The organism is Aeromonas sp. SrichE-2G (genome assembly GCF_017939565.1).
GTDB lineage: Bacteria > Pseudomonadota > Gammaproteobacteria > Enterobacterales > Aeromonadaceae > Aeromonas > Aeromonas taiwanensis.
Map to the genome: position 1 here is coordinate 614753 of NZ_JAGKRG010000004.1, position 26811 is coordinate 641563.

Genomic DNA, 26811 nt, shown 5'->3' on the forward strand with positions numbered 1-26811 from the left:
GAGTGATACTGTGTTTACCTTAACCGCTTCATTCAATATAGGAAATGGATTGGTATTCAAAATATGATCCAGTCGTTTTCTCCCGCACCCCGAAAGGTCACAGGTCGATCTCTTCATGAAAAACGCCTCCACGAGGGAGGCGTTTTGACAGGCTTTGGATCAGGCTGCACGGTGGTAGGCTGAGGCTTCAAACAGTGCCTTGTTTGCCACCAGATCGACAGGGTCGAAGTCATCGACGTTGATGGTGCGCAGGCGACTCGCTTCGGCGCGGCGCAACAGCTCGGCCTCGGTCTGGTTGATGACGCCGAGAGTCAGACCGGCCTCCGCCACCTTGTCGAGCTGGGTGAAGGGACGTCTGGTGCCTTCGGCCTTGCACACCTTGTCAAACAGCGGCTCGGCGGTCAGCACGTCGTCGAGGGCCTGCTCCAGCAGCCCGAAGGGGTTGCCCTCCTCGCGGGTGAGGTACTGGCCTTCGGCCAGACGGCTGCGGGTCGCACTCGGCGTCTGCAGCAGGCGGGCCACCTGGCTGTCGAGCCTGTCGGAGGGACGTTTCAGGTCGCGACCCAGCGGCAGCACGATGGCGCGCAGCGCCAGCCCAATCCAGCGGTTCGGGAAGTTGCGCAGCAGCTCGTCGATGGCTTCCTGTGCCTTGAACAGGGCGTCTTGCAGTGCCCAGTGCAAGAGCGGCAGATCTGCCTGCTGGCGGCCCTCGTCCTGATAGCGCTTGAGGGCGCTGGAGGCCAGATAGAGCTGGCTCAGCACGTCACCCAGGCGAGCGGAAACCCGCTCCTTGCGCTTGAGCTCGCCGCCCAGGGTACCCATCGCCATGTCCGACAGGAACGCCAGGTTGGCGGAGAGGCGGGAGAGCTGCTGGTAGTAGCCCTTGGTCTGATCCTTGAACGGCGCTGCGGCGAAGCGGGCGCCGGTGAGGCCCAGCCAGAAGCTGCGCACCAGGTTGCTGATGGCAAAGCCCACGTGGCTGAACACCGCCTTGTCGAAGTCCTTGAGGGCCTGCTCCTTGTCCGGGTGGCTGGCGGCCAGCATCTCGGGCAGCACGTAGGGGTGGCAGCGGATGGCCCCCTGACCGTAGATGATCATGCTGCGGGTCAGGATGTTGGCTCCCTCGACGGTGACCGCGATGGGGGCGCCCTGATAGCCGCGGGCCAGGTAGTTGTTCGGGCCCATACAGATGGCCTTGCCGCCGTGGATGTCCATGGCGTCGATGATGCACTTCTGGGCACGGTCGGTGAGGTGGTACTTGACGATGGCGGAGATGACAGAGGGTTTCTCGCCGAGATCGATGCCGGTCACCGTCAGCTTGGCGGCGGCGCCCATGATGTAGGCGTTGCCGCCGAGGCGGGCCAGCGGCTCTTCAATCCCTTCCATCTTGCCGATGGGCAGTTTGAACTGGCGACGGATGCGGCTGTAGGCGCCGGTGGCCAGGGCCAGCATCTTGACGCCGCCGGTGCTGTTGGAGGGCAGGGTGATGCCGCGACCGACGGAGAGACACTCCACCAGCATACGCCAGCCCTGGCCAGCCATGGCCGGGCCGCCGATGATGAAGTCGAGCGGCACGAACACCTCGTTGCCACGGGTCGGACCGTTCTGGAACGGCACGTTGAGGGGGAAATGACGACGACCGATCTCGACCCCGTCGATGTCGGTGGGGATGAGGGCGCAGGTGATGCCGAGCTCCTCTTCGTCACCCAGCAGGTGATCTGGGTCGCGCAACTTGAAGGCCAGCCCCAGGACAGTGGCGATGGGGGCAAGCGTGATATAGCGCTTGTTCCAGGTGAGGCGCATGCCGAGCACCTCTTCCCCTTCCCACTCTCCCTTGCAAACGATGCCGAAGTCGGGGATGGAGCCCGCATCCGATCCCGCTTCCGGGCTGGTCAGGGCGAAACAGGGGATCTCCTTGCCGACGGCGAGGCGAGGCAGATAGTGGTCTTTCTGCTCCTCGGTGCCGTAGTGTTGCAGTAGCTCACCCGGGCCGAGGGAGTTGGGCACGCCGACGGTGGAGGCGAGCACGGCGCTGGCGCCACACAGCTTTTGCAGCACGCAGGACTGGGCGTAGGCGGAGAACTCCAGGCCGCCGTACTTCTTCTTGATGATCATGGCGAAGAACTTGTTGTCCTTCAGGTATTGCCACACCTCGGGGGAGAGATCGGCGCGCTCGTGGGTCACTTCCCAGTCGTTGACCATGCGGCACACCTCTTCTACCGGCCCGTCCATGAAGGCCTGCTCCTCGGCGCTGAGGGTGCTGACCGGAATGGCGTGCAGCTTCTTCCAGTCCGGGTTGCCGGCAAAGAGGTCGGCCTCCCACCAGGTGGTGCCCGCTTCGATGGCTTCCTTCTCGGTGCGGGACATCTCCGGCATGATGGACTTGTAGATCTTGAACAGCGGCCTGGTCAGCTGGTTGCGGCGAAACTCCACCAGGTTGAGGGGGATGGCGAGCACCGCGAACAGTACCCACACCAGCAGGGGCACGTGGCCATAGAGGGTGCCGGCGACCAGGGCGGCGGCCGTGGCAAGCGTGGCGGTGAACAGGGACGCCCGGCGGTATGCCATGGCGCCGATCACCAGGATCACCCCGAGCAGAGTGAGGGTCGTCGTCATTTTTCGCTCCTTGCAATGAGTAGCCGAAGTTGGAGAATCGTGGACTAACTGATCCAGAGGTCTGACCTGTTGGTCGTGGTCCCTGTTGTAATTCATACGCACAAACTTATCAAGCTGTTTACAAGCTCGTTACCTTGGCTCTGTGATCGGCATAACGCACGGTCCGCCGCATCTTGGCGGGCGGGGGGCGACGACTGGGCCGGCTTGTGCGACAATGCGGCCACCCTATGTTGGACCACGAGATCTCAAAGACCATGTACCAAGAACTGATCCGCAACGAATTGACTGAAGCTGCCGGCGTGCTCCAGGCGTTTCTGGCCGACGAGCAGAATCTGAAGAACATCGAGGCCGCCGCCAAACTGCTGGCCGCCTCCTTCAAAGAGGAAGGCAAGGTACTCTCCTGTGGCAACGGCGGTTCCCACTGCGACGCCATGCACTTCGCCGAGGAGCTGACCGGCCGCTATCGCGAGAACCGTCCCGGCTATGCCGGCATCGCCATCTCCGATCCCAGCCACCTCTCCTGCGTTTCCAACGACTTTGGCTACGACTATGTATTCTCCCGCTATGTGGAAGCGGTCGGCCGTCGTGGCGACGTGCTGCTAGGCATCTCCACCAGTGGCAACTCCGGCAACATCCTCAAGGCCATCGAAGCGGCCCATGCCAAAGGCATGAAGGTGATCGCCCTGACCGGCAAGGATGGCGGCAAGATGGCCGGTCTGGCCGATGTCGAAATCCGGGTGCCGCACTTCGGCTATGCCGACCGCATCCAGGAAGTGCACATCAAGGTGATCCACATCCTGATCCAGCTGGTCGAAAAAGAGATGGCCAAGTAATCGGGCGGGCATCGAAGGTGGAGAGGCGCCCGGCTGGACGACAGATCCGGACGCCTCGCAGCCTGCCGACAAATCTGATGAAAGCAGAGATAATCATGTAATTCAGGGGGTTGACGGGATATGTGCGAACTGCTCGGCATGAGCGCCAATGTGCCGACCGACATCTGCTTCAGCTTCACCGGGCTGATGCTGCGGGGCGGCAAGACGGGCCCTCACAAGGATGGCTGGGGGATCACCTTCTACGAGGGGAAGGGGTTTCGCACCTTCAAGGATCCCGAACCCAGTGCCCAGTCCCCCATCGCCAAGCTGGTGCAGGCGTTGCCCATCAAGAGCCGCGCCGTGGTCAGCCACATCCGGCAGGCGAACCGGGGCTGCGTGTCGCTCGAGAACACCCACCCCTTCACCCGTGAGCTGTGGGGGCGCTACTGGACCTTCGCCCACAACGGCCAGCTGACCGGTTACAAGAAGCTGCCGACCGGGCGGCATCGTCCGGTGGGGGACACCGACAGCGAGCACGCCTTCTGCTGGCTGCTCGACAGGCTGGAGCAGAAATACCCCAAGCGTCCGGCAAATTTTCCCGCCATGTTCCGCTATCTGGCGACCCTGTGTGACGAGTTGCGCGGGCTCGGGGTATTCAACATGCTGCTGTCGGATGGGGAGTTCGTGATGACCTATTGCAGCAACAACCTCTACTGGCTGACACGCAGGGCGCCGTTTGGCGAGGCGAGCCTGCTGGATGAGGACGTGGTCATCGACTTTCAGAGCGAAACCACCCCGAACGACGTGGTGACCCTGATCGCTACCCGGCCGCTCACAGGCAATGAAAGCTGGGTGAAGATGGTACCCGGGGAGTTCTGCCTGTTCCGTCTGGGCGAGCTGGAGTATGGCAACGCAGCCAGATTGCCTGCCCGGCAATAAAAAAATACCAGGGTAGAATCCTACCCTGGTTCTTCGCAGCAGCCATACAGGCAAAAAGGGATGAGAGAGGTGTTGCTGAGCCGCATCATTCTCATGGCTCATATTGTTACTTTAATGTTAATTTTGTGACAACCTTTATCTTTCCCCTCCATGGGCGACGTGTCGATAACTTGAACCCGCTCACACTCCGACGCCGCCTTGGCGACCCGCACGCCGCCGGAGGGTGGATGACAGCCGCTGTACCAATCGGCTATATTGTGGTCTGTTTGAATACCATCATAGGGAAGAGAAGATGGAATGGCTGGATCAGAAAGTGCTGCGGCAACTGGCAGATGACATCGGTCACGAGATGATGCCGGTCGTCATCTCGGTGTTTGTCGAAGAGGTAGGGGAACAGCTGGCCCAGTTAAGGCCACTCTATGATCAGCGGGACTGGTCCGCCCTGGCCCGTCTTGCCCACAGCATGAAATCTTCTTGTGGCAGCTATGGCGCCCAACCCAGCTATCAACAAGTCATGGCCCTGGAAGCAGCCTGTCGACGGGAAGACGCGCAAGAAGCCGGGCGTCTGCTGAGCGAGCTGGAATATTCCCTGCCTCAGGTCTTCACCCACCTGGCCCAATTTCACTGATCCCCGGGCGGCTCAGCCCGCCTTGTCATGCGTCCTATGCCAGTTCAGGATGACGTTATCCAGCGCCTGCCTGAGCTTGAGGCGGTCGTGGCGATGGGGCAGGGCGGCCTCACCCAGGTTGGCTCGGACGAGGCAATGCTGCAGCTCGGGGTCCTCATGACCCTCGGGGGCCAGGATGGCATCGATCCGGCCTATGCCTATCCTCTCTTCCAGCCAGCGATGCTGATCGAGTAGAGTCAACTGACCCGCAGGCCCCTCTTCGGCGACCAGATTGCTGATGAAGACAACGATGGCGCCGCTGCTGCGGATCGCCTCGGCAATGTCGCACAGCAGCAGGGGAGGCATGACGGAGGTGAGAAAGCTGCCGGGACCCAGGATGATCATGTCGGCCTGACTCAAGGCCAGGGCGGCCTCTCGAGTGGCCGGTACGGCCGGTTTCAGGCTCAGGGCACGCGGCGGTGTAGTGAGCTGGTCGATGGAGACCTCTCCCAGGATCTGGTCGCCGCAGACGGTATGGGCGCACAAGTCGGTGGGGTGTTCGGACATGGGCAGCAGCGTCGGCTCGATCTCCAGCATGTCGCTGATGAGCCGGATGGCATCAAGAGGGCGGACACAGAGGTTGTCGAGGGCCAGCAGCATCAGGTTGCCGAGGTTGTGACCCGCCAGCTCGCCGCGGCCGGTGAAGCGGTACTCGAACAGCTGGCTGCCGATGCTGGGGGTGGTCACCAGCTGGTTGAGGCAGTTGCGCAGATCACCCCAGGCGATGCATTCCTGGCTCTTGCGCAGGCGTCCGGTGGAGCCGCCGTCATCCGTGGTGGTCACTATCCCCGTCAGGCGGGAGCCTAAAAACGAGAGGGAAGAGAGCACGCGGCCCATGCCGTGTCCACCGCCGATGGCGACGACCCGCTCGAAGTCATTGATATTTTTCTGCCACATGCAGTGATCCCGTGGGAGGCCAGCGAGCTTCATTCTAGTCTCTGCGGCCAGGTAATTGTTTGATAAAGGTATGATTTTTGCTTAAGAGCAGCATCCCATACCTGTAGGAGACGGTGTTGAACTTCCTGACGGCTCACTCGCTTGCCGAGACGACCCCACTGGCTGCCCAACAGATAGCAGAGCGGTTGCTTGCCCAATCTCCCCACGCCCCATCATTGTTGCTGGTCTATTTTACCCAAGCGCACGACGCTGCGGTACTGCGCCATGCACTCAAGGAGCACTTTCCCGACAGCCGGCTTATCGGCTGCAGCTCCTGCGGCGGTATCCTGACCCAGGCCGGGCACCATGCCCTGGCGGGCCGGGGTCTGGCGGTCGCAGCCCTTTACGATGACAAGGGCGCGTACGGCGTGGCCGGCCAGGTTGGCCAGACACCGGATGTACGGACTCTGCTGCGCCGCGCCATCGCCGATGGCGGCCGCCCTGGCGAGCTGCCCCAGCTGGTCTTGCTGCACGCCAGTCCGGGTCTGGAAGAGGCCATGCTGGCGGGCATCGAGAGCGAATTTGGCGCGACCGTTCCCGTCGTCGGCGGATCCGCAGCGGATGACGGCGTGCGCGGCGAATGGCAACTCTGCTGGGATGAGGGAGCAGGGGGTGAGGGCTGTGTGCTGGCGGTGCTCTACCCCGACTGCCAGCTGGCGTTCCAGTTTCATTCCGGTTATGTGCCAACCGAGCGCCAGGGCATTATCACTGCCCTCGACGGTCGCGAGGTGCTGACAATCGACCATGAGCCGGCGGCCCGGGTCTACGCCCGCTGGACTGAACGGGATAAACCCTGGCCGGTGGGCCCCATCCTCAGGGAGACGACGCTCTCCCCGCTGGCACGCCAGGTCGGCATGCTCGATGACATCCCCTACTACAAGCTCTCGCACCCCGAAGCGGTGACCGTGCGGGAAGGGCTTCGCCTCTTTACCGAAGCCCGGCTGGGGGAGCGCCTGCAACTCATGTACTGCAGTCAGGACGGGTTGTTGCAGCGCAGCCTGAATGCGGTGCGCATCGAGCCCGAATACGGCATGGCGGGGAGTATGCGACCCCTGGGGGCCTTGGTGATATTCTGCGCTGGCTGCCGCCTGGCTCTGGAGGAGCGGTTTGACGACGTGGTGACGCAATTTTGCCTGAGACTGGGGGAGATCCCCTTCATCACGCCATTTACGTTCGGCGAGCAGGGGAGATTGCCCCATGGTGAGCTGGCGCATGGCAACCTCATGGTATCGAGCGTAATCTTCCTCGAGAACTGACACTCAGCTGGATCCAAGATGACAGGCAATAGCGAACTCGAAACCCTGGGCGACAAGCTGCAGACCACGATGGTGGAGCTGATGCGTTGCCGGGAACGGGAGGCCAGATACCGCGAGGAGTCGCAGGCTCTGCTGTGTGGTGTGGCAACGCTGGCACAGGCCCAGAGCCTGGAGCAGGTGCTGGAGAGCCTCATTCTCGCGCTCAAGACCTTCATCGGGTTTGAAGAGGCAGACGTAATCGCCTGGGAGGGGGCGAGTGGCACTACCCATCTCAGCACCCAGCCGGAAGAGGTCGGTCGCACCTGGTTGCTCTCTCCGCTCTTCTCCCGGGCCATCGATGGGGACACCCTGATCATCTATGATCCTGCCCAGTTGCCGGAGCTGGCCCCTCTGGTGGGGCAGGCTGGCTGGGCCAGCATCATGCTGACCGGGCTGCAGGGGCCCGGTTTCTCCGGTGTGCTGGTCTGTCGGCACAGTGCCGCAGGCACCTTCGATCTCAAGAGCAAGGCGGCGATGCAGCGCTGTCAGCCGCTCATCTCCCAGGCGCTGGTCAACATTGCCTACCGGGCCCGTCTGCAGGAGCAGGTTGAGCTCAAGACCCTGGCCCTGAAGGCCAGCGAGCAGCGCTTTCGCAGCTTCGCCGCCATGGCGTCGGACTGGTTCTGGGAGACGGATCCCGAGCACAGGCTCAGCTATGTCTCTGCGCCTGGCTACCAGAGGGAGCTGCTGGCCCGCCATGCCGGACGCAGCCTCTACGATTTTGCCCACGACAAGCAGGATCCCGCCTGGAGTAGTTACCGGCGTCTTATCGACCGCCATCTGTCGGTGCGGGGGATCCGCGTCCAGGTGTTGCTGGCCAACGGCCCCTGCTGGATGGAGATCAACGCCGAGCCTTGTCACGACCCCCAGGGGGCCTTCATCGGCTATCGGGGGACGGCGCGGGAGATAGGCAACCAGATCCGCCGCGAACAGGAGCTGGCGCGTGCGCGGGACGAGGCCGAGACGGCGAACCGCGCCAAGTCCCAGTTCCTGGCCATGATGACCCACGAGATCCGCTCCCCCATGAATGCCGTGCTGGGGATGCTGGATCTGCTGCAGCACGGGCAGCTCGACGCCCCGCAGCAGACCCTTATCGGTCATGCCACCCACTCCGCACACCTGTTGCAGACCATCATCGACGATGTGCTCGACTTCTCGAAAATCGAGTCCCATACCCTGACGCTGCACTGTGAGTCCTTCCAGCCCGCCGAATTGTGCCGGGCTCTGGTTGGCCCCCTGCAGGCACAAGCCAGCGCCAAGGGTATCGGCTTGTACTGGCACCTCGATGAGACGGTGCCATCCCGTCTGCAAGGGGATGCGGTGCGCCTCTCCCAGGTGATCGGCAACCTGCTCGGCAATGCGGTGAAATTCACGGCAGAGGGCTGCGTGCGACTCGCACTCACCTGGCAGAACGACAAGCTCAGGGTATCGGTCAGCGACACGGGGATCGGTATCTCCCCCGAGGATCAGGCGCAGCTGTTCGAACCCTTCTACCAGGTCGACAGTTCGGCGACCCGGCGCTTCTCCGGTTCCGGGCTCGGGCTCGCCATCTGCCGGCGACTGGTACAACTGATGGGCGGGGACATTCGCGTGCAGAGCTCGCCGGGGCAGGGGAGCTGCTTCTGGTTCGAGTTGCCCGGGATGGCCACCCCCTGTTCCCCGGTAGCGGATCCAGCCAGCGAGGGGGTGGGTGCGCTCGATCTGGACGTGCTGGTGGTGGAGGACAGCCCGGTCAATCAGCTGGTGGTGTCGCTCATGCTGCAAAAACTGGCGTGCAGGGTGAGGGTGGCAAACAACGGCCTGGAGGCGCTGACACTGGTTGGTGAACGGCGACCGGATCTGATCCTGATGGATATGCGGATGCCCCAGATGGACGGGCTGGAGGCCACCCGTCGTCTGCGTGAACTGGGTTGCCAGGTGCCCATAGTGGCGCTGACGGCCAATGCGATGATGGAGGACAGGGCCCGCTGCCTTGCGCAGGGCATGGATGACTTTCTGGCCAAGCCCATCAGCCTGGCGCGGCTGCGCAATTGTCTGTTGCGGCACTGCCGGACCCGGTGAGCCGATTTTTGGGTAAAAAAAATGGTCAACTGGGTAGTTGACCAATTCTTCAGCAAATACTGAAGAGAGCACGGGATAAATCGGGTTGTACGGTCTTATATGAAAAAGTCGTGCCAACTTTTCATGACCTGTTTTTTGCGGTTTGTAGCCGAGTTAGGTGTTATTTATCGCTACGTTTGGTTGCAAAATGCAAATTACTACTTTCATTATAAGAATTTTACTGTCAGTAAATTCGCGTTTTGCAAACCGCTTCTTGACTCACTGTGCGATCAGTCGGCGTAAAAACTGGCGCGCCGCTTCACTGTTCTGTTTGGCAATCAACATCTGCTTTTCATAGATCGGCATGGGCAGGATCTCGAGCCAGCGCTGGCAGAGCCAGGACGCATCGTCGAACTGCTTGTCCGGATAGAGCTCATCAAGTTCCGGATACTGCTCAAACACCTCCCTCAATCTGCTGACCAACTGCTCGTCGCTGAAGTCGGAGTGGGCGCTGGGCCAGTTGGGCAGCGTCTCGACCTGCGCATGTCGCAGACCCGAGGCGTCAGTCTCCATCTCGTGGATGCAGAACCGTTCCAGACCCAGCACGGTTACCCCGAGCAAACCATCGTTGAGCGTATAGAAGTCCGTCACCTTGACGCGGGTGCCGACCGGCAGGATCCGCCCGCAAGTGCCCGTGCTGGTCGTCTCCTCCATGACGATGCCAAAGCCCCGATCTTCGATGAAGGACTCCTTGAGCATCTGGAGGTGGCGCGGCTCGAACAGGCGCAGGGGAAGTTTTCCGCCAGGCAGTATGTGTGAAGGCAAGGGGAACAGTGCCAGGTGTTGAAGTTTCATGTTCCATCCTCCGATGAGTCGTATCTGTATGTGACAATGCAGTGACCGTGCCAGAGAGATGGAAGTGGGGAGGATATGACCGGGAAATATCGCGTTAAATACTTTAATGGCTTTAAAATCAATCTATTGAGTGTTTCCTGGTTGATGTGGTTAAGCACGAAACAGGCAGGATTCAGGTGAGGTTTAAGGGGCTCGAATATGCCCCATCTGCAGAATGGGGCTATTTTCGCATATTGCAAAAATGGAACACGCAAATTGCCTGGGAGGAGGCACTGCTAGCCGCCTGCTGGCAGTCGAGGGATAAGGCCGGATCAGTGAATGGATTCGGTGTTCCGAGCCAGCCCCTCCTTCATCAGGACGGCGATTTCGTCGTACATCTGCGACCAGGCGTCAGCCAGCGCGGGTGTGAAGTACTCCCCCAGGCGCCGTGCCAAGACCAGGGTTAATGCCTGCTTGAGGGGGACGAACTGGTCTGGCTGCACATTGAATTTCTGGTGCCGTTTGCCGAGATCCCGAATGATGAAACTCAGTGCATCCAGCTGATCCAGACTGGTAATGACGGTATTCAGGGTGTCGGCAACCTTGGTGACGGGCATTTCCGGATTACTGGGAAAGAGAGTGCGCAGCTCCGGTGACAGGCGAAACAGCTCCTCATATACCTCTTCGACATAGCTGGTGCTCAGGGCGGTGACCTTGCCCCATGCCCTTTGCACCAGTTCTATCTGTTCGGCAGTCATGCGTTTTCTCCTCAGGCCAGTGAACGACATCCTGAAGATAATAATGCATTTACTCAGTAAAGTGCTGTTACACCTATGAACCACAAGGGCGAAGGGGAGAGGCCGGCCAGATAAGTGCCGGGGAGGCCAGGTTTGCTGCTACGGGCGGGTTGCCTGGCAGTGTTGTTCCAAAGAGACGGCAGCCGCGTTACGCAGAGGGTTGTTACACCCATGAACCAGAGAGGGCAGGGGGGCACGCCAGCAAGGCGCCGGGGGGCGAGCTTGCTGGCGCGGGGGCCGGTTGCCTAGTTGCGTTGTTCCAGATACATCACAGCCGCCTCCACGCGGCTCTGGGCCTCGAGCTTCTTGAGCAGGCTCTTGACGTGCACCTTGACCGTGCCTTCCGAGATGTGAAGAACGGAAGCCACCTGCTTGTTGGAGAGGCCCTTGGCTATCTCGCGCATGATCTGCATCTCGCGTCGGGTCAGGCTCTCCAGCTTCTGCTGCAGGTGATCCAGCTCGTAGATGTTCTCGAGGTAGGGGCGCAGCGGCTCGCTCAGGATCTGCTTGCCGGTCATGACATCGGCCAGCTGGGCGAGCAGCATGTCGGGCTCGGTGTCCTTGAGCAGGTAGCCATCGGCACCGGCCTTGAGCAGGGCCACCACGTCCTGGCGGGCATCGGAGACGGTCAGGATCACCACGCGGGAGGTGACCTCTTCGGCCCGCAGCGCCTTGAGGGTATCTAGACCGGACAGGCCCTTCATATTGAGGTCGAGCAGGATGAGGTCCGGCTCGGACTCCTTGGCCATGGCCACGGCGTCAGTGCCGTTGGACGCCTCGCCGACTACCTCGATGTTCTCTTCCAATTCCAGCAACTGCACAATTCCCTTGCGCATCAGGGGGTGATCATCTACGACCAGAACACTGTATTTCATCTCGTCCATCAGGCATCTCTTGTTAGGCTGGTGGGAAAGGTCAGGTGTACGCGGGTGCCTCCACAAGGCGGCTCACTGATGGTCAACTGGCCGTGCAATTTGCTGGCTCGTTCATTCATGATGCTGAGACCGTAGTGATTCACTGCCGAGCTTGCACCCCTTATTCCGACACCATCATCTGCAATCTGAACCAGAATGTTACCATCAGCCAGGGTCTCACAGCTAACGTCAATGCGTTCGGCGTTGGCATGCTTGATGGCATTGAGGACTGCCTCACGGATCAGCTGCAGGATGTGGATGTGTTGTCCCGCCTCGAGATCGGTATCGGTCAGACCGTATTGAAGCCCTATCTCGGCCCGGGTCTGGGGCTTGAGCTGCTCCAGCATGACACCGATGGCCTCGCCCAGATTGGCGTCGCCGATGCTGAGGCGGAAGGTGCCGAGCAGCTCGCGCAGCTGGGTATAGGCGTTGCCAAGCCCCTCGTCGATCTGCTGCATGGCGGCCTCCGTCTTGGCGGTATCTCCCTTGGCAAAAGATCGCTTGAGCAGGGTGGCCTGGATCTTGAGATAGGAGAGGGCCTGCGCCAGGGAGTCGTGTAGCTCGCGGGCGATGACGGCCCGCTCCTCCATCAACAGCAGGCGCTGGTGTTGCAGCAGGGTCTGATCCTTGTGAAGTACCTGAGCCAGCAACATGGAGAAGTTCTTCATCAGGCGCTCATCGACGGGATGTGTGCTTATCATGTCGAGCCGGCCGTACTCCTCGTCATCCATCTGCAGGTAGAAACTCACCACGGCCTCGAGATCGCCGGGCCACCCCTTGCGTCCCGTGATATAGACGGGCATGGCATTGTGCTCGAAGCGGGTGAGGCGGATGTAATCGATGTGCTGGTGGGCGGCCGCCCGCTCCAGCAGTTTTTGCAGGGTGCGCCGGCTCAGCGGTGCCGCGTGCAGTTTCTGGGCGGTGGAATAGAGGAAGGAGAGGGTGTCGTTGGCCTGCTGCAACTTGGCGGTCTTCTCCTCTACCTTGCTCTCCAGCTCCCGATAGAGCTTGCCGAGCTCTGCGGCCATGGTGGCAAAGGCCCCCGACAGTTCTCCCAGTTCGTTCTCACAGTGGGGGGGCAGGGTGAGATCGAACTCCTGGCGCTGGATCTGGCGGGCGCACAAAACCAGCTGATTGAGCGGCGCTACCACCTGCTGGCGGGTAAAGCGGACTGTGCACCAGGCGATGGTGATGATGGCGAGCAGGCCAAGCCCCTCGGCCAGGGCCAGCATGCGCACCTTGAACTCGACGTGGTACTGCATCTGGTTGACGAAATCATCGATGGCGGCGACGAACTGCTCGGTATTGTCGGTATAACGGCTGGGAGTGGCGTTCTCGATGTGCTCGCGCATCATCTGCCACTGCAGCAACACCTCGCCATAGGTGCGGCGCAGGGAGGCAGGGGTGATCCAGCGCTGGGTCTCCTGCAGTTCGGGGGCGTTGAGGGTCTGCTCGAACTGGGCGAGCCGACCCAGGACGGGCTGGTCCTTCTCGATTTCGTAGGCCATCCGGTAGGCCTGCATGCGCAAGGAGCCCGACAGGTTGATGGCCTTGGCGTCCGGCACCGAATAGAAGAGGGTGACCATGGCCACCACGGCGATCAGGCTGGCCATGAACAGGATCAGCACCATGGAACGACCGATGGCGCTGCTGACCGAGTGCACTCTGAACCACTTTCCCATGCCGACAGGCTCCCCTCACAGCCATAAAGACCCTACAAAGTAGCATGGGAGTGTACTCCAAGTTGTGCTAGCATCGAAAAACTAGATGAACTCCGAGCGATTTTGCCTAAGTCATTGAGATAGGGGGAGATCGCCGTCAGCCGTTGTTCGAGCTGAAAGGGTCAGGAAAGAAATGCCCTGGCCTCCCGTATTTGGAAAGGTGTTTATGTTGCCACTTGAAGATGGTTTTTCCCGTCGCTTTTACTATTTGCGCCTGTCGGTCACCGACGTGTGCAATTTCCGTTGTACCTACTGTCTGCCGGATGGATATCACCCGCCGAAAGGGGGCACAGAGGGGCGCAAGTCCTTCCTCTCCCTGGAGGAGATACGCCGCGTCGTCTCCGGTTTTGCCGCCATGGGGACGCGCAAGGTGCGTCTGACCGGCGGTGAGCCCTCCCTGCGCCGTGACTTTACCGCCATCATAGAGACGGTTGCCCATACCCCTGGCATCGAGAAGGTGGCCATGACCACCAACGGCTATCGCCTGAAAGAGCGTGCCCGCGAATGGTTCGATGCGGGGCTGACGGCCCTCAACGTTAGCGTCGACAGCCTGGATCCCCGGCAGTTTCACCAGATCACCGGCGAGAACAAGCTGGCCGACGTGATGGCGGGGATAGACGCCGCGCTGGCGGCCGGTTTCAAGTCGGTGAAGATCAATGCCGTGTTGCTCAAGGGGCTCAACGACCATGAGCTGGGCACTTTTCTGGCCTGGGTCCAGGACAAGCCCATCGAACTGCGCTTCATCGAGCTGATGCAGACCGGCGAGATGGACACCCTGTTTCGTGACCGCCACACCAGCGGCGATCTCATCAAGCAGCGACTGCTGGAGACGGGCTGGGTGCAGCAGCTGCGCGGGCTGGACGACGGCCCTGCCCAGGTGTTTATGCACCCGGAATCGCGTGGCGGGGTCGGGCTTATCATGCCCTACAGCAAGGACTTCTGCGCCGGTTGCAACCGGCTGCGGGTCTCCTCCATGGGCAAGCTGCACCTCTGCCTCTTTGGTGACAACGGGGTGGAACTGCGTGACCTGCTCACTGACGACGACCAGCAGGATGCGCTGCAAGCGCGGATCCGTCAGGCGTTGACCGGCAAGGCCGCCACCCACCGTCTGCACGAAGGCAATGCCGGCATGACCCCTCACCTGGCGTCCATCGGCGGCTGACGCCGGGGCGCCACCCCCGAATCGTCATCGATTAATTAGCAATCCTCCCATAGGGGTAATTTGCCTTGCCCCTCTCTCGCCTAATTGCGCCAAGGGTTTGATCCAGCGCAAGAATCCCCCCTGTTTATCTCCCTGGTGGTATATCGCTGGACTTGTCAGAGTCGCAATATACACCCACGCTTATAATTGGTATTGAAAATGCTACTCACGGGATCCACGCAGGGTTCTGTCCCTGTGAAGAGGAGTCGATATGGCCGATGGGATCAATCTGTCACGCCGCGGCCTGCTGCGAGGACGCCTGGCGACGCCCAAACCCGGAGTCCAGCTGCCCTGGTCCGTCTCCTGGGACGAGTTCATTACCGATTGCACCCGTTGCGGTGACTGCCTGACGGCCTGCCCGGAACAGATCCTGGTCAAGGGCGACGGCGGCTTTCCCACCGTGGATTTTTTGCGTGGCGAATGCACCTTCTGCGCCGAGTGTGTCGACGCCTGCCAGGCGCCTGTCTTTCGACCGACAACCCAGACGCCCTGGGAGTATGTGGCCCATATCGAGGCCGGTTGTCTGGCCAGCGCCCAGGTCTTCTGCCAGCGCTGCCAGGACAGCTGCGAGCAGCAGGCCATCCGATTTTCCCCCCAGCTGGGGCGAGTACCGACCCCCAGCATCCAGACCGAGTCGTGCAATGGATGTGGTGCCTGTGTGGCGGATTGTCCGGTCGGCAGTATCAGGATTGGCCTCGCCCACGGCGGGGAGGCGACATGACCCATGAGATGAGCACCTTGGAAAGCAGCGAGATGAAGCGAGAAGAGTTCCATGTATCGAGCCTGGTGGTGCTGGCCCAGCCGGCCCAGCGTCACCAGCTTGCAGAGCGGATCGCCACCCTGGAAGGGGCCGAGATCCACGCCGTCAGCGAGGAGGGCAAGCTGGTGGTGACCCTGGAAGGGGCAAGCCAGCGTCCCATCATGGCGGCCATCGACGCCATCTCGGCGATGCCGGGGGTGCTCTCCGCCTCCCTCATCTATCACCAGTTCGATGAAGGCGAAGTCGAGGAGTAGCGAGCCATGAGGTCGGGCCGGCGAGAGGCCCCCGATGGTCGCCACGGATGAAAAAAACGATGCCGGGTCTATTGTTACCACCAGTTCGATGAACTTGATGCCCAGTGCAAGGAATAAGCGCCATGGAGCTGAGCCAGCGCGGCTCGTCACAATGGCTGTCATTGATGTGATTAAGCAATGCGAGGATATGTCATGAAGCTGAGTCGACGCGACTTTATGAAGGCCAATGCGGTGGCGGCAGCCGCTGCCGTGGCCGGTGTCAGCGCCCCCACCCTGGCGGCGAACCTGATCACCAGTACCGACAAGACCGCCATCACCTGGGACAAGGCGCCGTGCCGCTTCTGCGGGACCGGCTGCTCCGTGCTGGTGGGCTCCCAGGCAGGCCGCGTCGTCGCGACCCAGGGCGATCCCGACGCACCGGTGAACCGTGGCCTCAACTGCATCAAGGGCTACTTCCTGTCCAAGATCATGTATGGCGAGGATCGCCTGACCCAGCCCATGCTGCGCATGACCAACGGCAAGTTTGACAAGAACGGCGACTTCACCCCCATCAGCTGGGATCAGGCCTTCGACATCATGGCCGAGAAGTTCAAGACGACCCTGAAAGAGAAGGGCCCGACCGCCGTCGGCATGTTCGGCTCCGGCCAGTGGACCGTGTGGGAAGGCTATGCCGCCGCCAAGCTGATGAAGGCGGGCTTCCGCTCCAACAACCTGGACCCCAACGCGCGCCACTGCATGGCGTCCGCGGTCGTGGGCTTCATGCGTACCTTCGGCATGGACGAGCCCATGGGCTGCTATGACGACATCGAGCAGGCCGACGCCTTCGTGCTGTGGGGCTCCAACATGGCCGAGATGCACCCCATCCTCTGGTCACGCATCTCCGATCGCCGCCTGTCCCATCAGGACGTGCAGGTGCACGTGCTCTCCACCTTCGAGCACCGCAGCTTCGAGCTGGCGGACAACGGCATGGTCTTCACCCCGCAGACCGATCTCGCGATCCTCAACTACATCGCCAACTACATCATCCAGAACGACAAGGTGAACTGGGAGTTCGTCAACAAGCACACCCAGTTCCGCAAGGGCACCACCGATATCGGCTACGGCCTGCGCCCCACCAACCCGCTGCAGCAGAAGGCCAAGAACCCGGACAACGGCGACTCCACCCCCATGAGCTTCGACGACTTCGCGAAATTCGTGGCGGATTACGATCTGGAGTCCGTCTCCAAGCTCTCCGGCGTGCCCAAGGACAAGCTCGAGAAGCTGGCCCAGCTCTATGCCGACCCGAGCAAGAAGGTGGTTTCCTACTGGACCATGGGCTTCAACCAGCACACCCGTGGCGTCTGGGCCAACAACCTCTGCTACAACATCCACCTGCTGACCGGCAAGATTTCCCAGCCTGGTTCGGGTCCCTTCTCCCTGACCGGCCAGCCCTCCGCCTGCGGCACCGCCCGGGAAGTGGGCACCTTCGCCCACCGCCTGCCGGCCGACATGGTGGTGACCGAGCCCAAGCACCGCGCCATCGCCGAAAAAGTCTGGAAGCTGCCGGAAGGCACCATCCCCGACAAGGTGGGTTACCACGCCGTGCTGCAAAACCGCATGCTCAAAGACGGCAAGCTCAACGCCTACTGGGTGATGTGCAACAACAACATGCAGGCCGGCCCGAACATGAACGAGGAGGGGTTGCCCGGCTATCGCAACCCGGCCAACTTCATCGTGGTTTCCGATCCTTACCCGACCGTGACCGCCCAGGCTGCCGACCTCATCCTGCCCACCGCCATGTGGGTGGAGAAGGAGGGGGCCTATGGCAACGCCGAGCGCCGTACCCAGTTCTGGCACCAGCAGGTCAAGGCACCGGAAGGGGCCAAGTCGGACCTGTGGCAGCTGATGGAGTTCTCCAAGCGTTTCACCGTGGAAGAGGTGTGGCCGGCCGAACTCATCGCCAAGATGCCGGAGCTCAAGGGCAAGACCCTGTTCGACGTGCTCTATGCCAACGGCCAGGTCAACCAGTTCCCGAAAGAGCAGAGCAAGGGCGCGCTCAATGACGAAGCGGATCACTTCGGCTTCTACGTGCAGAAGGGCTTGTTCGAGGAGTACGCCATCTTCGGTCGCGGCCACGGTCACGATCTGGCACCGTTCGATCAGTATCACGAGGCCCGCGGCCTGCGCTGGCCCGTGGTGGACGGCAAGGAGACCCTGTGGCGCTATCGCGAAGGGTTCGACCCGTACGTGAAGGCGGGCGAAGGGGTGCGTTTCTACGGCAAGCCCGACGGCAAGGCGGTGATCTTCGCGCTGCCCTACGAGCCGGCCGCCGAGTCGCCGGACAAGGAGTATGATCTCTGGCTCTCCACCGGTCGCGTGCTGGAGCACTGGCACACCGGCACCATGACCCGTCGGGTACCCGAGCTCTATCGCGCCTTCCCGGATGCGGTGCTCTTCATGCACCCGGAAGACGCCAAGGCTCGTGGCGTGCGCCGTGGTGAAGAAGTGATCGTCTCCTCCCGCCGTGGTGAGGTGAAGACCCGGGTCGAGACCCGCGGCCGCAACCGTCCACCCAAAGGCCTGGTGTTCATGCCCTTCTTCGATGCGAGCCAGCTGGTCAACAAGCTGACCCTGGACGCGACGGATCCGCTCTCCAAGGAGACGGATTACAAGAAGTGCGCCGTCAAGGTCATGAAGGCCTGAGGCGGGATCCGGGATGAGCCGTAGTCGTCGCCAGTTCCTGACCGACCTCGCCAAGGGGGCCTGCTCAGTGGGCCTGCTTGGCATGGGGCTCGGCGGTGTGGCGCGTCAGCAGGCCCAGGCGGTGCCGGCCCAGGCATTGCGCCCGCCGGCGGCTCTGGGGGAGGACATGTTCCTCGGTGCCTGCGTGCGCTGTGGGCTCTGTGTCGAGGCCTGTCCCTACGACACCCTCAAGCTCGCCCGGCTGCTGGATCCCGTGACCACGGGCACGCCCTACTTCGAGGCACGCAGCGTCCCCTGCGAGATGTGTGACGACATTCCCTGCGTGGCGGCCTGCCCGAGCGGTGCCCTGGATCAGAGGATGACAGACATCGATCAGGCTCGCATGGGGGTGGCGGTGCTCATCGACCACGAGACCTGCCTCAACTACCTGGGGCTGCGCTGCGATGTCTGCTACCGGGTCTGCCCGCTGATCGACAAGGCGATCTCGCTCGAACTGGTACGCAACCCGCGCACCGGCAAGCACGCCATGTTCCTGCCGACCGTGCATAGCGAGTCCTGCACCGGCTGCGGCAAGTGCGAGCACGCCTGCGTGCTGGAGACGGCGGCCATCAAGGTGGTGCCCCACCGGCTCGCCAAGGGGGAGCTGGGCCATCACTATCGGCTCGGTTGGGAAGAGAAGGCGAAGGCGGGCAAGTCCCTCATCGGCGACAGGCTCACCCTGCCTACCCGCAAACCGGAGGGGCTATGAGTCGTTATCCGGGGGCCGAGGCCAGTGCCAGGCTGGGCTGGTGGCGCGCCCACCGCTTCCTGGTGCTGCGCCGGCTCAGCCAGGTCGGCGTGCTTGCGCTGTTCCTGCTGGGGCCGCTGGCGGGTATCTGGATCCTCAAGGGTAACCTCTCCAGCTCCCTGTTGCTGGAGACGGTGCCCCTCACGGATCCCCTGACTCTGCTGCAGTCGGTGGCGGCGGGCCATTGGCCCCTCACCACCCTCTGGCTCGGTGCGGGTCTGGTGCTCGCCGGGTATTGGCTGGTCGGGGGACGGGTGTTCTGCTCCTGGGTCTGCCCGGTCAACCTGGTGACGGACGCCGCCGCCTGGGTTCGGGCCAGGCTCGGCCTCAAGGGCAACGGCCAGTTCAATCGCCACACCCGCTACTGGCTGCTGGCCATGGTGCTGGTGGCACCCGCCATCACTGGCGTGCTGGTGTGGGAGCTGGTCAACCCGGTGTCGCTCACCCTGCGCGGCCTGCTGTTTGGCATGGGAGCGGGCTGGGGCCTGCTGGCGGCCCTGTTCCTGTTCGACCTCTTCGTGGTGGAGCGGGGCTGGTGTGGTCATCTCTGTCCGGTGGGGGCCTTCTATGCCCTGGTCAACCGGGTCGGTTTTATCAAGATTGCAGCCAATGGGCGCGAGCGGTGCAGCAACTGCATGGATTGTTATGCAGTCTGCCCGGAGCGACCCATACTGCGCGGCCCGGTTCACGGGGCCAAACGCGGTCACGGGCCCTTGATTGTGGCTCAGGAGTGTACCAACTGCGGCCGTTGCATCGATGTCTGCGCGGAGCAAGTTTTCGAAATCACTACAGGTTTTGCCGTCAAGGCAGAGAAAACGTCGGAGAACAAATAATGAAAAAGCTGATTGGAGCAATGCTGGCCTGTCTGATGGCGGGTTCCTTGATGGCGGCCGTCCCCGAGATCACCAACAGCACGGGGGGGATCAAGTCGGAACGGGGGAGCACGGATCTCGTGACCGAGGCGGACGCGGCCCCGCTCAAGAACTACCGCAAGGACGGCGACACCTATGATCGCCAGTACATGCATCAGCCCCCGCTGATCCCCCACGACACTCGCAACTACGAGGTGGACAACAAGGTCAACAAGTGCCTGGCCTGTCACAGCTTCAAGAACGCCAGCAAGATGAAGGCGCCCAAGATAAGCCCGACCCACTTCGAGACCCGCGATGGTCAGACCCTGGGGGAAGTCTCTCCCCGCCGCTATTTCTGCCTGCAGTGCCACGTGCCGCAAGCGGATGCCAAGCCGCTGGTGGAGAACACCTTCAAACCGGTTGAAGCACTGAATTGAGGAGTTCGCAGATGATCTTATCCGGCGTTGTTCCGCGTGTCCGGAACACCTTCAACACACCTGTGAACGAAGCACTGAACTGAGGAGCCCATAGATGAAATTACCCGGTTTTATCCAGCGTCTGTGGACCACCTTCAAGTCGCCATCCAAGGCAGCCCTCTGGGTCATCCTGCTGATGGGCTTCTTCGGCGGCGTCATCTTCTGGGGTGGCTTCAACACCGCCATGGAAGCCTCCAACACCGAGAAGTTTTGTACCGGCTGTCACGAGATGAAGGACAACGTGTTCGTGGAGTACCGCGATACCATCCACTACGCCAACCGTTCCGGCGTGCGCGCCAGCTGCCCGGATTGCCACGTGCCCCACGAATGGACCTACAAGATCATTCGCAAGGTGCAGGCCTCCAAGGAGCTGTGGGGCATGATCACCGGCAAGGTGGACACCCGCGAGAAGTTCGAGTCGCACCGGCGCGAGATGGCGGAGCGGGAATGGAAGCGGATGAAGGATACGGACTCGCGCGAGTGTCGAAACTGCCACAACTTCGAGTACATGGACTTCTCCCTGCAGGGGCGGCGAGCGTCCCAGATGCACTCCACCAACCTGGCAAGCGGGGCCAATACCTGCATCGACTGCCACAAGGGGATTGCGCATCAACTGCCTGACATGAAAGGCGTCGCAGGCTTCTGATAGCCGGGCCACCGGATCTCGCGGATCCGGTGGCCCGCGATTTTTATGGGTCCATGACCCCCTCTGCCCGACAACTTTTGATAGAATCCCGCCCCGGTAGCGCGACGCCCGGGTTGTCCTGCTTCGGTCGACCCGACCGGGCGGCGCGTTCACCCCATCCTCTCGTGGTCAATCATTGACAGGAAATGCCCCATGGCCCCCAAACACAGCGAATTCATCCCTCTCAAGATCGCCGTCCTGACGGTCTCCGACAGCCGTACCGCCGCCGACGACAGCTCGGGCGACTATCTGGTGTCGGCACTGACCGAGGCCGGGCACCAGCTCGCGGACCGGGCGCTCTGCCCGGACAACCTGTTTCGCATCCGGGCCCGGGTGAGTGACTGGATTGCCGACGAGGGCGTCCAGGTGGTGCTGGTCAACGGCGGGACGGGGTTCAACGAACAGAACCGGGTACCCGAGGCGGTCGGCGTGCTGTTCGAGCGCACCGTCCAGGGCTTCGGCGAGATGTTCCGCCAGCTCTCCTTTGCGGAGATCAAGGGCTCGGCCATGCAGAGCCGGGCGCTGGCAGGGCTCGCCAATCGCACCCTCGTCTGCTGCCTGCCTGGCTCGACCGGCGCCTGCCAGCTCGGGTGGGAGCAGCTGATCCGGGATCAGCTCGACGCCCGCACCCGGCCGTGCAACTTCGTGTCCCATCTGTGATCCCGGGGGTTCCCCGGATGATCCGTCTTATTTTTCGATAAGGGCATACATGAACCTGACCCATCTCAACCAGAGCGGTGAGGCCCACATGGTGGACGTGACCGACAAGCAGGTGACCGAGCGCGAGGCACGTGCCGAGGCATTCGTCACCATGGCGCCGGAAACCCTGGCCCTGATCCTCGGCGGCCAGCACCACAAGGGGGACGTCTTTGCCACCGCCCGCATCGCCGGCATCATGGCGGCCAAGAAGACCGCCGACCTCATTCCCCTCTGCCACCCCCTGGCCCTCACCAAGGTGGAGGTAGAGATAGAGCCGCTGGCGGCGCAGAATAGGGTCCACATCCGCACCCTGTGCAAGCTCTCGGGCAAGACGGGGGTGGAGATGGAAGCCCTCACCGCGGCCTCCGTGGCGGCGCTCACCATCTACGACATGTGCAAGGCGGTGCAAAAGGACATGGTGATCGAACAGCTGCGGCTGGTGGAGAAAAAGGGCGGCAAGTCCGGTCACTTCCAGTTGAATGCCGGTGCAGGAGAGAAAGCATGATCAAGGTACTGTTTTTTGCGCAGGTCAGGGAGCTGGTGGGCTGCGACGAGCTGAGCCTGCCCTGCGAGCACGCTACCGCCGAGGCGCTTCGCAGTGCCCTGAGCGAGCTGGGAGACAAGTGGGCGCTGGCACTCGAATCCGGCAAACTGCTGGTGGCGGTGAACCAGACCCTGGTGCCCCTCGATACGCCCCTCAACGACGGGGATGAGGTCGCTTTCTTTCCCCCGGTGACGGGAGGCTGACGATGAGCGAGATAACCACCGTGGATCGCATCACTGAGTTGTGTGGTGTCGATGAAGTGGCCTTCTTCCCTCTCCCACCAGTAACGACCGGAGGCTGATGATGAGCGAGGCAACAATGACCGATCGCATCCTGGTGCAGCGGGCGGACTTCTCGCTGGCCGAGGAGTACGAACGGCTCGCCGTCCGCCATGACAGCGGCGCCATCGTCACCTTCGTGGGCAAGGTGCGGGATTTCAACCAGGGGGACGCGGTCAAGGGGCTGGCCCTTGAGCACTACCCCGGCATGACCGAGAAGGCGCTGGCGGACATTGTCGCCGAGGCACGCCGCCGTTGGCCGCTGCAGGAGTGCACCCTCATTCACCGCATCGGCGAGCTGCTGCTCGGGGATCAGATCGTGCTGGTGGCGGTGAGCAGTGCCCACCGCGAGGCCGCTTTCGAGGCCTGCCATTTCATCATGGATTTTTTGAAGACCCGGGCACCGTTCTGGAAAAAAGAGCTGACCGCCGACGGGGAACAACGCTGGGTCGAGGCCAGGGCGAGCGATGACGCCGCCGCGGCCCGCTGGCGACAAGGGGAGTGAGCCCAGGGCTCGTCTCAATCCGGGTGTCGGCCCTGTGCCGACCGTCAAAGGAGTAAGGGAATGAAAGCGTTCGTAACCGTGGTGTTGCTGGGGGCCTGTGCCGGCGCGATGTTCAGTGGTGCGGCCCGGGCCGATGAGGTCAAGGTGGCCGTGGCGGCCAACTTCAAGGGCACCATGGAGCGCATCGGCAAGGAGTTCACCGCCAAGACGGGGCACAGCGTCGTCATCAGCTCGGCGGCCACCGGGGTGCTCTATACCCAGATCACCCACGGCGCCCCCTTCGATCTCTTCCTCTCCGCCGACGTGGTGACCCCCGAGAAGCTGGAGAAAGAGGGCAAGGGGAGCGAGCGCTTCACCTATGCCATCGGCCGGCTGGGCCTGTGGAAGAAGGGGGGGCCGGCGCCCAACGAGGCCAGCCTGCGCGACTGGCAGGGGGAGCTGGCCATCGCGAACCCGAAGACCGCCCCCTATGGCGCCGCGGCCATGGCGACCCTGGCCCACCTCAAGATCGATCCCAAGCAGTATCGGGTGCTGACCGGCACCAACATCAGCCAGACCTGGCAGTTCGTCGACACCGGCAATGCGGGGCTGGGCTTCGTCGCCTGGGCCAACCTGGTGGAGGCGGGCAAGACTGGTGAAGCCTGGGCGGTGCCGGCCGACTTCTATCCGGCCATCGAACAGCAGGGGCTGGTGCTGAAGAAAGGGGAGGCGGTGGAGGCCCTGGTGGCCTGGCTCAAGGGCCCTGGCCAGGCGCAGATCAAGGCCGCAGGTTATGCTCTGCCACAATGAGTGACGGCCGACCCCAGGATCGCCGGCCTGCCCTCGGGCTGGCCGGTCTGACGATAAGGAGGCACAGGATGCCGTACCCGGACCCCGCGCGGGGGTGCCATGAGTGAGGGGGATCTGCTGGCCGTCTGGCTGACTCTGAGGCTTGCGGCCTGCACCACCGTCATACTGCTGATCCTCTCCCCGCCGCTCGCCTGGTGGCTGTCTCGCAGCCAGCACCGGCTGCGCCCCGTGGTGGAGGCCCTGGTGGCCCTGCCCCTGGTGCTGCCCCCGACCGTGCTCGGCTTCTATCTGCTGATCGCGTTCTCCCCCGAATACGGCGTCGGCAGCTGGTGGCGGGAGACCTTCGGGGCGCCGCTCGCCTTCAGCTTCCTCGGCCTGCTCATCGCCTCCGTGATCTACTCGCTCCCCTTCGTGGTGCAGCCCCTCACCTCCGCCTTCGTCAACATGGGCAACCGGGAGCTGGAGGCGGCGGCCACCCTGGGGCTCGGCCCCATGGAGCGCTTCTTCAAGATCATCCTGCCGATGACGCTGCCAAGCTTCGTGATGGCGGCGGCGCTGGGCTTCGCCCACACCCTGGGGGAGTTTGGCGTGGTGCTGATGATAGGGGGCAACATCCCGGGCGAGACCCAGGTGCTCTCCATCGCCCTGTTCGATCACGTGGAGGCGATGGATTACCAGAACGCCCACCTGCTGGCGGGCGGCCTGATGGGCTTCTCCCTGGTGATGCTGGTGTTGGTCTACGGTGTCCTGCAGCGCAGGCAACGGAGGCTGTTCGGATGACGTTAGAGATCAAGGCCAGCCGGGCTTTCGGCCCTTTCACCCTGGCGTGCGAGCTGTCGCTCCCCCCAAGTCGGATCCTCGGCCTGTTCGGCCCCTCCGGCTGCGGCAAGAGCACCTTGCTGCGCATCATCGCCGGACTGGACAGGGCTCCCGCAGACTCCCTGCGCTGGCGGGGACGGGAGCTGGCGACCCTGCGGCCCGAGGCACGCCGCATCGGCCTGGTGTTTCAGGACGCCCGCCTCTTCCCCCACCTGACCGTGCTCGGCAACCTGCAGCTGGCGGCGGGCAAGGGCAGGGGGCGCTGGCAGCCGGAGGCGCTGGCGACGCGACTCGGCTTTGCTGAGCTGCTGGGGCAACCAGCCCACGGCCTCTCCGGCGGTCAGCGCCAGCGGGTGGCCCTGGGGCGTGCCCTCCTCGCGGAGCCGGATCTGTTGCTGCTGGACGAACCCTTCTCGGCGCTGGACAGGCGCAGCCGCATCCATCAGGCCCACGTGCTCAAAGGGTTGCAGCAGGAGAGCGGCATTCCCATGATCTTCGTCAGCCACGCCATGGAGGAGGTGAGCCTGCTCTGCGATCGGCTGGTGCTGCTGGAAGGCGGCCGGGTGGAGGCGCAAGGGACCCCCGGGGAGATCTTCGCCCGCACGGATCTCTCGCTCGCCAGTCGCGACGACGTGGGCGTCATGCTTTCGGCCACCCTGGCCCACTACGATGCTACCGAGCAGATGGCGACCCTGCGACTCGGGGAGCAGTCTCTGATGGTGACCATGGAGCATGCCCCCGATGAAGCAGGCCCCTTGCAGATCAAGGTGGCGGCGCGGGATCTGGTGATCGCCACCGAGCCCATCGTGCACTCCAGCCTCTCCAACTGCCTCGAGACCCGGCTGCTGGCGGTGCGGGAGGTCCGGCCCGGGCAAACCCTGTTGCAGTTGGCTCTGGGGCAGCAGATACTGCTGGCCCGGATCACCAGCCGCTCCGCCAGACGGCTCGCTCTGGTACCGGGAGTGTGGCTCTATGCCTATGTCAAGGCGGTGAGCCTGGTGGGTGAGGGCTGAAGCCGGTACGGGCAGGCCGCTATCGAAGTAAGGAGAGGACGGGTGCGTCGCAACCAGGTAATGAAATCCCACGGGCTGGCCCTGCGCACTGCGGGGGAGGGGCCCCTGCTGGTGCTGTTGCACGGGCTGGGCTCCTCCAGTCTCGACTGGCAGGCCCAGATAGAGCACTTCTGCGATCACTACCGGGTGGTGGCGCTGGACTTGCGCGGGCACGGCAAGAGCTTGCAGGAGGGGCCCTTCGACGTGCCAACCCTGGCGGCGGATGTGGCCCGCTGGCTCGACGAACAGCCCGGGCCTGCCTGGGTGGTGGGGTTGTCGCTCGGGGCCATGGTGGCGCTGGAGCTGGCGCTGCAACTGCCCCACAAGGTCCAGGGGCTGGTGCTGGTCAACGGCTTCAGCGAATTTCTGCTGGAGACCCCCAAGGAGCGGGAGCGCTACGCCCAGCGCCTTAAGTGGCTGCGCTGGTTCGGCATGCGACCGCTCGCCTGGTGGCTGGGGCGCGAGCTCTTCCCCGGCCCCGAGCTCGCCCAGGTGCGCCGCACCTTCCGGCTGCGCTTCGTGCAGAACAACAGGAAGAAGACCTACCGGGCCCTGCTGGATGGGCTGCCCGGCTGGTCGGTGCGCGCCCGGCTCGGCAACATCCGGCAGCCGGTGGCCATCGTCTCCACCAGCCACGACTACCTGCCGCTGGCCAAGCGGGTGGAGCAGTTCGCCTCCCTGCCGAACGCCACCATCCATACCCCCGAGGGCCACCACGCCTGGCCGGCGGAAAACCCCGCCGGATTCAATCATTTGCTTCACCGGATTTTAGAAACTCATTAAATTTGTCGCCTCTCGCCAAGCTGTATCAAACGGTTCTCCTGCCGGTTGAACGATGTTCTCCTCTCGAACCAGGTG

General features: G+C 62.8%; 27 protein-coding genes and 1 riboswitch. Of the genes, 21 read left to right on the plus strand and 6 right to left on the minus strand.

Annotation, left to right across the window (positions count from 1 at the left end; all coding sequences use genetic code 11):
* Positions 1 to 159 precede the first annotated feature (159 nt).
* Entirely contained in the window at positions 160 to 2616 is a 2457-nt protein-coding gene (fadE, locus tag J9885_RS04880; RefSeq protein WP_210548260.1) for an acyl-CoA dehydrogenase FadE, read from the minus strand.
* 254 nt (positions 2617 to 2870) lie between these two features.
* On the opposite strand from fadE, the gene lpcA reads away from it, so the two are divergent.
* The 3 genes from lpcA to J9885_RS04895 all read left to right on the plus strand — a co-directional run bounded on the left by lpcA (position 2871) and on the right by J9885_RS04895 (position 4995).
* Complete coding sequence (lpcA, locus tag J9885_RS04885; protein ID WP_043761851.1) at positions 2871 to 3449, plus strand: D-sedoheptulose 7-phosphate isomerase; 579 nt, start codon at positions 2871 to 2873, stop codon at positions 3447 to 3449.
* A gap of 120 nt (positions 3450 to 3569) precedes the next feature.
* Entirely contained in the window at positions 3570 to 4367 is a 798-nt protein-coding gene (locus J9885_RS04890; protein ID WP_043761796.1) for a class II glutamine amidotransferase, read from the plus strand.
* Positions 4368 to 4659: 292 nt separating this feature from the next.
* Positions 4660 to 4995 carry an Hpt domain-containing protein gene (locus J9885_RS04895; RefSeq protein WP_043761795.1) on the plus strand — a complete coding sequence of 112 codons (336 nt, stop codon included), beginning with the start codon at positions 4660 to 4662 and terminating at the stop codon, positions 4993 to 4995.
* A 12-nt stretch (positions 4996 to 5007) separates the two neighbouring features.
* Here J9885_RS04895 and yvcK read toward each other — a convergent pair whose 3' ends face one another.
* Positions 5008 to 5931 carry a uridine diphosphate-N-acetylglucosamine-binding protein YvcK gene (yvcK, locus tag J9885_RS04900; RefSeq protein ID WP_210548261.1) on the minus strand — a complete coding sequence of 308 codons (924 nt, stop codon included), beginning with the start codon at positions 5929 to 5931 and terminating at the stop codon, positions 5008 to 5010.
* A gap of 116 nt (positions 5932 to 6047) precedes the next feature.
* On the opposite strand from yvcK, the gene J9885_RS04905 reads away from it, so the two are divergent.
* Both J9885_RS04905 and J9885_RS04910 read left to right on the plus strand, forming a co-directional pair.
* Complete coding sequence (locus J9885_RS04905) at positions 6048 to 7226, plus strand: FIST N-terminal domain-containing protein (RefSeq protein WP_167576731.1); 1179 nt, start codon at positions 6048 to 6050, stop codon at positions 7224 to 7226.
* Between the two features lie 18 nt (positions 7227 to 7244).
* Positions 7245 to 9326, plus strand: coding sequence for a PAS domain-containing hybrid sensor histidine kinase/response regulator (locus tag J9885_RS04910; protein WP_210548262.1), 2082 nt, complete (start codon positions 7245 to 7247; stop codon positions 9324 to 9326).
* Between the two features lie 258 nt (positions 9327 to 9584).
* Here the strand turns inward: J9885_RS04910 and J9885_RS04915 are convergent, their stop codons facing one another.
* From J9885_RS04915 to narQ, 4 genes are all read right to left on the minus strand, one after another.
* Complete coding sequence (locus J9885_RS04915; RefSeq protein ID WP_043761791.1) at positions 9585 to 10160, minus strand: LON peptidase substrate-binding domain-containing protein; 576 nt, start codon at positions 10158 to 10160, stop codon at positions 9585 to 9587.
* A 311-nt stretch (positions 10161 to 10471) separates the two neighbouring features.
* Complete coding sequence (locus tag J9885_RS04920; protein WP_210548263.1) at positions 10472 to 10897, minus strand: globin domain-containing protein; 426 nt, start codon at positions 10895 to 10897, stop codon at positions 10472 to 10474.
* Positions 10898 to 11181: 284 nt separating this feature from the next.
* A complete protein-coding gene (narL, locus tag J9885_RS04925) occupies positions 11182 to 11820 on the minus strand; it encodes a two-component system response regulator NarL (RefSeq protein WP_043761789.1) in 639 nt (212 codons plus the stop codon).
* Positions 11820 to 13532 carry a nitrate/nitrite two-component system sensor histidine kinase NarQ gene (gene narQ, locus J9885_RS04930; protein ID WP_043761788.1) on the minus strand — a complete coding sequence of 571 codons (1713 nt, stop codon included), beginning with the start codon at positions 13530 to 13532 and terminating at the stop codon, positions 11820 to 11822. The genes narL and narQ overlap by 1 nt, the downstream gene beginning before the upstream one ends.
* Before the next feature lie 78 nt (positions 13533 to 13610).
* Positions 13611 to 13750, plus strand: a riboswitch (molybdenum cofactor riboswitch).
* Here narQ and moaA point away from each other — a divergent pair.
* The 16 genes from moaA (at position 13738) to J9885_RS05010 (ending at position 26736) form a co-directional block, all read left to right on the plus strand.
* A complete protein-coding gene (moaA, locus tag J9885_RS04935; RefSeq protein WP_210548264.1) occupies positions 13738 to 14733 on the plus strand; it encodes a GTP 3',8-cyclase MoaA in 996 nt (331 codons plus the stop codon). It overlaps the preceding riboswitch by 13 nt.
* Before the next feature lie 250 nt (positions 14734 to 14983).
* A complete protein-coding gene (napF, locus tag J9885_RS04940; protein ID WP_210548265.1) occupies positions 14984 to 15493 on the plus strand; it encodes a ferredoxin-type protein NapF in 510 nt (169 codons plus the stop codon).
* A gap of 8 nt (positions 15494 to 15501) precedes the next feature.
* The gene (locus J9885_RS04945) at positions 15502 to 15786 is read left to right on the plus strand and encodes a chaperone NapD (RefSeq protein WP_231557822.1); all 285 of its coding nucleotides are present in this window, start codon (positions 15502 to 15504) and stop codon (positions 15784 to 15786) included.
* A 192-nt stretch (positions 15787 to 15978) separates the two neighbouring features.
* Positions 15979 to 18468 carry a nitrate reductase catalytic subunit NapA gene (napA, locus tag J9885_RS04950; protein ID WP_210548266.1) on the plus strand — a complete coding sequence of 830 codons (2490 nt, stop codon included), beginning with the start codon at positions 15979 to 15981 and terminating at the stop codon, positions 18466 to 18468.
* 13 nt (positions 18469 to 18481) lie between these two features.
* A complete protein-coding gene (napG, locus tag J9885_RS04955; RefSeq protein ID WP_210548267.1) occupies positions 18482 to 19216 on the plus strand; it encodes a ferredoxin-type protein NapG in 735 nt (244 codons plus the stop codon).
* Complete coding sequence (napH, locus tag J9885_RS04960; RefSeq protein ID WP_210548269.1) at positions 19213 to 20088, plus strand: quinol dehydrogenase ferredoxin subunit NapH; 876 nt, start codon at positions 19213 to 19215, stop codon at positions 20086 to 20088. The genes napG and napH overlap by 4 nt, the downstream gene beginning before the upstream one ends.
* Complete coding sequence (locus J9885_RS04965) at positions 20088 to 20543, plus strand: nitrate reductase cytochrome c-type subunit (protein WP_043761781.1); 456 nt, start codon at positions 20088 to 20090, stop codon at positions 20541 to 20543. Before napH ends, J9885_RS04965 begins: the two co-directional genes overlap by 1 nt.
* A gap of 94 nt (positions 20544 to 20637) precedes the next feature.
* Positions 20638 to 21228, plus strand: a complete 591-nt coding sequence (locus tag J9885_RS04970) for a cytochrome c3 family protein (protein ID WP_134695934.1) — start codon at positions 20638 to 20640, stop codon at positions 21226 to 21228.
* A 192-nt stretch (positions 21229 to 21420) separates the two neighbouring features.
* Positions 21421 to 21927, plus strand: coding sequence for a molybdenum cofactor biosynthesis protein B (gene moaB, locus J9885_RS04975; protein ID WP_134695935.1), 507 nt, complete (start codon positions 21421 to 21423; stop codon positions 21925 to 21927).
* Between the two features lie 49 nt (positions 21928 to 21976).
* A complete protein-coding gene (moaC, locus tag J9885_RS04980; RefSeq protein ID WP_210548271.1) occupies positions 21977 to 22471 on the plus strand; it encodes a cyclic pyranopterin monophosphate synthase MoaC in 495 nt (164 codons plus the stop codon).
* On the plus strand, positions 22468 to 22713 hold the full coding sequence (moaD, locus tag J9885_RS04985; protein ID WP_210548273.1) for a molybdopterin synthase sulfur carrier subunit: 246 nt from the start codon (positions 22468 to 22470) through the stop codon (positions 22711 to 22713). The genes moaC and moaD overlap by 4 nt, the downstream gene beginning before the upstream one ends.
* A 100-nt stretch (positions 22714 to 22813) precedes the next feature.
* Entirely contained in the window at positions 22814 to 23293 is a 480-nt protein-coding gene (gene moaE / locus J9885_RS04990) for a molybdopterin synthase catalytic subunit MoaE (protein WP_134695938.1), read from the plus strand.
* A gap of 60 nt (positions 23294 to 23353) precedes the next feature.
* Positions 23354 to 24082 (plus strand): molybdate ABC transporter substrate-binding protein, encoded by a 729-nt coding sequence (gene modA, locus J9885_RS04995; protein ID WP_210548275.1) that lies wholly within the window; start codon positions 23354 to 23356, stop codon positions 24080 to 24082.
* A gap of 99 nt (positions 24083 to 24181) precedes the next feature.
* Entirely contained in the window at positions 24182 to 24862 is a 681-nt protein-coding gene (modB, locus tag J9885_RS05000; RefSeq protein WP_210548277.1) for a molybdate ABC transporter permease subunit, read from the plus strand.
* On the plus strand, positions 24859 to 25914 hold the full coding sequence (modC, locus tag J9885_RS05005) for a molybdenum ABC transporter ATP-binding protein (RefSeq protein WP_210548279.1): 1056 nt from the start codon (positions 24859 to 24861) through the stop codon (positions 25912 to 25914). Before modB ends, modC begins: the two co-directional genes overlap by 4 nt.
* Positions 25915 to 25956: 42 nt before the next feature.
* Positions 25957 to 26736 (plus strand): alpha/beta fold hydrolase, encoded by a 780-nt coding sequence (locus J9885_RS05010; RefSeq protein ID WP_210548281.1) that lies wholly within the window; start codon positions 25957 to 25959, stop codon positions 26734 to 26736.
* Positions 26737 to 26811 lie beyond the last annotated feature (75 nt).